Origin of the sequence: Desulfosarcina sp., assembly GCF_046496365.1 — a bacterium.
Lineage (GTDB): Bacteria > Desulfobacterota > Desulfobacteria > Desulfobacterales > Desulfosarcinaceae > Desulfosarcina.
The window spans coordinates 1-6533 of record NZ_JAWOHB010000048.1 but is presented as its reverse complement, the minus strand read 5'-3'; the positions used below and the strand labels follow the sequence as shown (position 1 = coordinate 6533).

6 protein-coding genes are annotated in these 6533 nt (G+C 55.1%); all 6 read right to left on the bottom strand.

Annotation, left to right across the window (positions count from 1 at the left end):
* Positions 1-650 precede the first annotated feature (650 nt).
* A complete protein-coding gene (locus R6V78_RS03475; protein ID WP_410287937.1) occupies positions 651-1787 on the bottom strand; it encodes an osmoprotectant NAGGN system M42 family peptidase in 1137 nt (378 codons plus the stop codon).
* A gap of 120 nt (positions 1788-1907) precedes the next feature.
* A complete protein-coding gene (gene ngg / locus R6V78_RS03470) occupies positions 1908-3668 on the bottom strand; it encodes an N-acetylglutaminylglutamine synthetase (RefSeq protein ID WP_410287936.1) in 1761 nt (586 codons plus the stop codon).
* A 60-nt stretch (positions 3669-3728) separates the two neighbouring features.
* Positions 3729-5501: an N-acetylglutaminylglutamine amidotransferase gene (locus R6V78_RS03465; RefSeq protein ID WP_410287935.1), complete on the bottom strand. Its 1773-nt coding sequence runs from the start codon at positions 5499-5501 to the stop codon at positions 3729-3731.
* 68 nt (positions 5502-5569) lie between these two features.
* A complete protein-coding gene (locus tag R6V78_RS03460; RefSeq protein ID WP_410287934.1) occupies positions 5570-5953 on the bottom strand; it encodes a hypothetical protein in 384 nt (127 codons plus the stop codon).
* A 9-nt stretch (positions 5954-5962) separates the two neighbouring features.
* Positions 5963-6148 carry a hypothetical protein gene (locus R6V78_RS03455; RefSeq protein WP_410287933.1) on the bottom strand — a complete coding sequence of 62 codons (186 nt, stop codon included), beginning with the start codon at positions 6146-6148 and terminating at the stop codon, positions 5963-5965.
* Positions 6149-6219: 71 nt separating this feature from the next.
* Positions 6220-6533, bottom strand: a 314-nt coding sequence (locus tag R6V78_RS03450; RefSeq protein ID WP_410287932.1) for a hypothetical protein, incomplete at its 5' end; no start/stop codon positions are given.

Sequence of the window (6533 nt, the reverse complement as noted above, 5' to 3'; positions counted from 1 at the left end):
TGCGCAACGAGCTGACATCAGATACCCGCAAGACATTCAATTTGTTAAAGATCAAGCCTCCGCCGCAGGTCATTCAGCTGGAAAAACAGTCCTAAATTTTGTAGACACACGCTGAATCTCGTTCATTTTGCGATCCCGCGGCTGACGTATGTTTGCGCGAATTTGTCAACTTACAGACCGCAAACCCAAGTCTTACATGTCAAGCACAAAATGATGAAAAAGGCTATTTTTTAAGGGGTGTGGGTCGGAAAGATGGTAAAATCCGGTAGGTCTTACGGTGGGAAGGGGCGTAAGTTGCTGTTATTTAATTAGATCGGAGCGCCGGGATGGATTATCTCTGAAACTCCTGACTGACTTTCGGCATTCATCCTGATTAGCATCTTCGGGGCGGTCGATCAAGCCGATGGATCAGATCAACGCCAAAGCGATTACGGGATGTATTATAACCCTATGAATTCATTGAATCCAACTGAATTTTGTTTCTATAGAGGATCAGGTTTTGATGAAATCGTAAAAAGTCGTATTTCAGACGGTTTCGTAAAAAGCCCGGGATCAAGGCTTGCGAGTCCAGAGGAATGAGGCGTACTTAAGGTACGCCGCAGTGACGAGGGATGAAGCGTAACTCAGATATCGGGTTTTTTACGAAGCCGTCAGGTTTTGATTTGAATGACTTCTCTGTCCGGTTGATGTGGAAATCCGTTCAAGGACGACAATTCATCTTTGTCCCGCATGAAGGTCGGTTCGCTTTGCATATAAATAACCATCAGGTCAGCAACCGATGTTAATGAAGACATGTGCGTCCGTTCATAACCATGCGACCCATCCACACCAAAACATACCAATGCTGTACGCGTGTCGCTTCCCGATTCGATCGCTGACGCCGAATCGCTGCGATAGAAGCGGAATACATCCTTTACAAGGGCAATATCATGATCCTTGGCGGTGGTTAACAGCTTACGGTTCAAATGGTAGTCAAAGGGACCGGTCTGGTCCATCATCCCCACCACGGCGCTGAATTCCGTAGCGTTCTGGTTAGGGGCGACCGGGGCATGATCGATGACCACCATTTCGGCAACGTCGCCGTAGACCGCTGCGGATGCACCAGACCCAACCTCTTCGAAAATGGTGAAAATCAAATGGCAATCGATGGGCAGGACAATCCGGGCGTCGACAACCGCTTTGGCGATCGCCAGAAGGATGGCGACACCGGCCTTGTCGTCCAGATGGCGGGCGTTGATAAACCCATCTGCGGAAATTTCCGGCAGTGTGTCAAAGGCCACGAAATCACCGACCTGGATCTTGGTTTTTTTCGCACGATCGAGGTTACGGATGTCATAATCGACGCGGACTTCAACATGGTCCCAACCCACGGGTTGGGCATCCACCGCTTTTCCGTATGCGTGTCCGGATGCCTTCAGCGGAAGCACCGTTCCGCGGACCGGTCCGCTCTCGCTGTAAACGGTCACGCGGGCCCCTTCGGCAAAGCGGCTGGACCAGTTTCCTACTGGAGAGATAACCAGACGGCCGCTGGGTTCCACCCGCCGGACCATGGCGCCCAGCGTGTCCAGATGGGCGGCAATGGCACGATCCAGGGTATTGCGACTGCGACCCTTCAATGTGGCACGGATTGCCCCCCGACGGGTTACGTTATAGGCGATGCCAAGCTGCTGCAGCTCCTGAGCCACAAAATGGACGATCTGGTCCGTATAGCCGGAGGGGCTGGGGATGTTCAGCAGGGAGACCAGCATCTGCTTGAGATAATCCATATCGATGGCCGCGCGATTCATTTTTCGTAGACTCCATTGAAGATTCCCCGCAGGTTACCGCGGGGAATCTTCACCGTAAGGATGTTTATCGATTTCCAGTTCGCTCGCTAACCCTGCCGCAAGCGGCGGGGACGGCGCTCGCTATCGCGGTCCAGGCCGAGAAACGGCGGTTTGGGGAAAAAGCAGATCGATAAATCGTTCGGCAGTGGGCTGCGGTTCGTGATTAGCCAGACCCGGGCGTTCGTTGGCTTCGATGATGACGTATTCGGATCCCTTCAGATCGGGCACAATCATATCCAACCCGGTCACGGGGATGTTCAGCACCGTGGCCGCCTGTTCGGCGGCTTCGACCAATGCCGGATGAATGATCTCGGTCACATCTTCGATCGTGCCGCCGGTATGCAGGTTGGCGGTCTTGCGCACCTGTATTTTTTCTTCGGCAGTGATGACGTCATCCAGATTATGCCCGGCCTGTCGGATGCAGCGCCGGGTTTCATCGTCTATGGGGATGCGGCTTTCACCATCGGTTGCGCTGGCCCGCCGACGGTTATATTTTTGGATCAGTTCGCTGATACGGTGGCGCCCCGTGCCGACGATTGTCGGCGGCCGGCGGACCGCTGCGGCGACCACCTGCTGATCGATGACGATCAGGCGCAGATCTTCGCCTTGCACATACGATTCGATAATGACGTCCGGACAGAATTGACCGGCCCATGCTAGCGTTTTTTCAAGGGCTTCCGGCGACCGCACATCGACACTGATGCCATTGCCCTGCTCCCCCCGGGCAGGCTTGACCACCACCCGTTTCAGTTCTTCCAAAACGGCAGCACTGCTTTCACCGTCGTCCACGTTTACCGTAAATTGTCGAGGAACCTTCAACCCGGCGGTCCTCAGCAGGCCATGGGTCAATCGCTTGTCATCGCAGCGGCTCATGGCAATGGCCGAGGTGAGTTCGGTCAGCGACTCGCGGCAGACCATCGATCGGCCGCCATGCATCAGTTTGAAATAGTTGTGTTCCTCATCGAGTACCTCCACACCGATGCCACGCCGCCGGGCTTCGTCGGTAATGATGCGGGCGTAGGGGTTGAGTTTTTCCTCCGGCGCTGATGCCGTAAAAAACGGCTCGTTGATCTGGTTTTTGCGTTTGATGCAAAAGACCGGCACCCGCTGGAAGCCCAGTTTTTCATACAAGGCGATGGCCTCGGCATTGTCGTGCATGACCGACAGGTCGATGTAGCTGCGGCCACGTGCTATATAGTGCTCTGCCAGATGGCGCACCATTGCCTCGCCCACCCCCGGCGCCTTGGCCTGGGGATCCACGGCGAGGCACCACAGACTGGCCCCCGACTCCGGATCGTTGAATGCTTCCACATGATCCAAGCCGGTGACGGTCCCGATGATCCGCCTGCTTTCGAGTTCCTCGGCCACGAGATAGGTGCGCAGACGAGAAGCGGTCTTGTCCAGGTAAAAACCGGTATCGGCGGTGACCATTTTTCGGGACCGATAAATTCGGTTGACCGCCTCGGCATCCGTCTTCATGCTCAAACGCCGAACGGTGAATGCCGACCAGCGTTGGCGTCCCGGACGATAGTCATGAAACCACAGCCGATAGGTATGAGAGGGGTCCATGAACAGCTTGTCCGGCCCCAGGGACAGCAGGACATGGGGATCGCGCAGATAAAAAGCGATGTCCCGTTTGCCGGTCCCTTCCTTGCAAAGGGTATCATACAGCTCATGATTGGATTGAAACGTATGTCCGAAGATGATTCGCCCCCATCCCATCTCCACGACCGTGTCGTTTTTCAGACTCACGGCATCGGGCCCCGTGGCCGACTGCCAGCTCTTTAATGACAGACTGGTCATGCGTTCCAGACGGTCTTGGCGGTGATGGGTAGCGTTCATCTGCTTTTCCTCCTTGTTGGGTCATTGTCATGGATAGCGAAGCCAGGCATGATAAAGCCCTTAAATTCCCTGTACCGTGAGCCAATGCTCGAGCACCGCCATTTGCCATAGTTTCGATCCCTTCAACGGGGTGATATGGGCGTCAGGTTGCTCGAGGACGTGTTCGATGTATGCGGGGTTGAAAATGGCCCGCTGGCGGCTTCTGGATGAACGCAGCGTGTCAGCGACAAACGCCAGGTAATCGCCATCCAGGTATTTCAGCGCAGGAACCGGAAAATAGCCTTTGGGTCGATCGATCACTTCGTGCGGAATCACCGACCGTGCCGCTTCTTTGAGCACATGCTTGCCGCCGTGACTCACCTTCCACATTGCCGGTATGCGGGCGCTGAACTCGACCAACTCGTGGTCCAGAAAGGGTACCCGTGCTTCCAGGCCCCAGGCCATGGTCATGTTGTCCACCCGTTTGACCGGGTCGTCGGTCAGCATGACGGTGGTGTCGATGCGCAGGGCCCGATCCACTGCGGATTGCGCCCCCGGCTGGCTAAAATGGCGATGGACGAAATCGAAACTGTGATCGTCACCCACAAAACTTGCATTGACGGCGGCAACATACTCGGTGTGCGGGCGATCAAAGAAATGGCTGACATAATCATAGATACCGTCCTTGCTCTCCATCATCGGCGGATACCAGTGATAGCCGCCGAAGATCTCATCGGCGCCCTGACCGCTCTGGACGACCTTGACGTGCCGCGATACCGCTTCGCTCAACAGATAGAATCCGATGCAATCGTGGCTGACCATCGGTTCGCTCATGGCACGGATGCACCGGTCCAGCGAAGGCAGGACACGCTCATCTTCGGCTTCGATCCGATGGTGGTCGGTGCCATAGTGCTTGGCAATGATATCCGAATAGGCAAATTCATTCCCACCTTCACCGTTGACATCCTTGAAACCGATCGAAAAGGTGTTGACGTCCCACTGTCCGAGTTCGGCCAGCAGTCCCACGATCAGGCTGGAATCCAGCCCGCCGGAGAGCAGCACGCCGACAGGGACATCGGCGGTGAGGCGCCGCTTGACCGCCTTGCGCAGATTGACCAGCAGGAGTTCCGCCCAGTCTTCGAGTCCATATTGCATTTCATCCGCCGATGGCGTGAAATCCAACGTCCAATAGGTGGCTTCGTCAACATTACCGTCAGGTGTAACGGTCAGTGTCGTGCCCGGCTTCATCTTCTTTACGTCCCTGAGGATCGTATGCGGCGGCGGCACCACCGAATGAAAGGTCATGTAGTGGTGCAGGGCTACGGGATCGATGGCCTTTCCGATGTCGTCATATGCCAGCAGCGCCGGCAGCGAAGAGGAAAAACGGAAGGCCTTGTCCGTTTTGGAAAAGTAAAGCGGTTTGATGCCTAACCGGTCCCGCGCGATGAAGGTCTTCCCACTGTCACGGTGGGTGACTGCGAAGGCAAACATCCCGTTGAACCGTTCGACACACGCTTTTCCCCAGGCGTGATAGGCTTTTAAAATTACTTCGGTGTCTCCGTGGGAAAAAAATTCGTAGCCTTTCCCCTGCAGTTCCATCCGCAGTTCATCGTAATTATAGATGGCGCCGTTATAGACGATGGACAGCCCCAGTGCGTTGTCCACCATGGGTTGATGGGCGCGTTCGCTCAGGTCGATGATCTTGAGGCGGCGATGCCCCAAAGCGTTGCCCCCATGCACATGCAGACCCAGCGCATCGGGGCCGCGCGCTTTCATCCTCTCGGTCATTTCGATGACGGGCGTGACATCGGCCGCTTGTCCGTTGAAACTGATCTGGCCACAAATTCCACACATGGTTGGCGGGTTCCTCCTTGGCTGGTTGGTCAATGCGAAAATGCAACACACAAACTTTTGCAAGGTTATCAAAACAGCGTCGAATTCAAATGGGGAGATTTATGTATACGCGGGATATGCAGGCTGTATTGAATCTGAATACCGCCAATTCCCAGACTGGTCACCAGCGTCGTGATTTTCACACCGGGAACATTGTCTAAAGCCAGCAGGGCAGCGATCGTAAACAGCGCCGTTCGCCCCACAAAGGTCAGGGCCCGAAGCGTCGTGATACGCTCGCCGTTTTCCAGGACATGTTTATTCTGATAGCGTTTAAACCCAAAAGAGATGAGAACGTTGCCCCACCTGGCGACCTGGATGATCACGGCGATCATTGCCAGTGCGGAAACCCAGACGCTCAATTTGTCCGGGATCTTCAGGCCCTGGGCGCCGATATAAAAAAACAGCAGTGCCACGATAGGTATTTAGACGCTCTTCACCATTGTGGCAATCAACGCATTGATATCGTCGGTCCAGCTCTGGTCCAATTTGAAGAACCGACGAACCAGAAGGTCTCTGATCAGTTTGACGGCGAGCAGCAGCCCCACAGAGATGCCCACGGCAATCAGCCAGGTTTCAATTGTATTTCCCCACAATGTCTTATTCGGCATGATCGACGATGATTCCATTTTCGGTTTCAGGTGATATCCAGTCGGCAGTCTCGGGCAGGGTGCGGTCCAGGTCACTGCACAGGAGTATCGTTTTCATTGATCGTAAACACCTTTTTGCCTTTCAGGGCATAGTGCCCCATGATGGCGGCCGAGGCGCTCCAGCACTGATGGCGGTTTCCACCTGCCGAAAAATCGCTGCCGTTGACATATTCGGGGAATCCCCAGGGTTGATCGCCCATAACCATGGCATTGGCGCAATGAATACCGGCCAGATAGGCGCCAGCCTTGTCTGTTTCCCCGCGCCGGGCCAGGTCGGACACGTAGAAGCCGGTGACCATCGGCCAGAGGCCGCCATTGTGAAATTCATAGGGATGGTTTTTGAAAC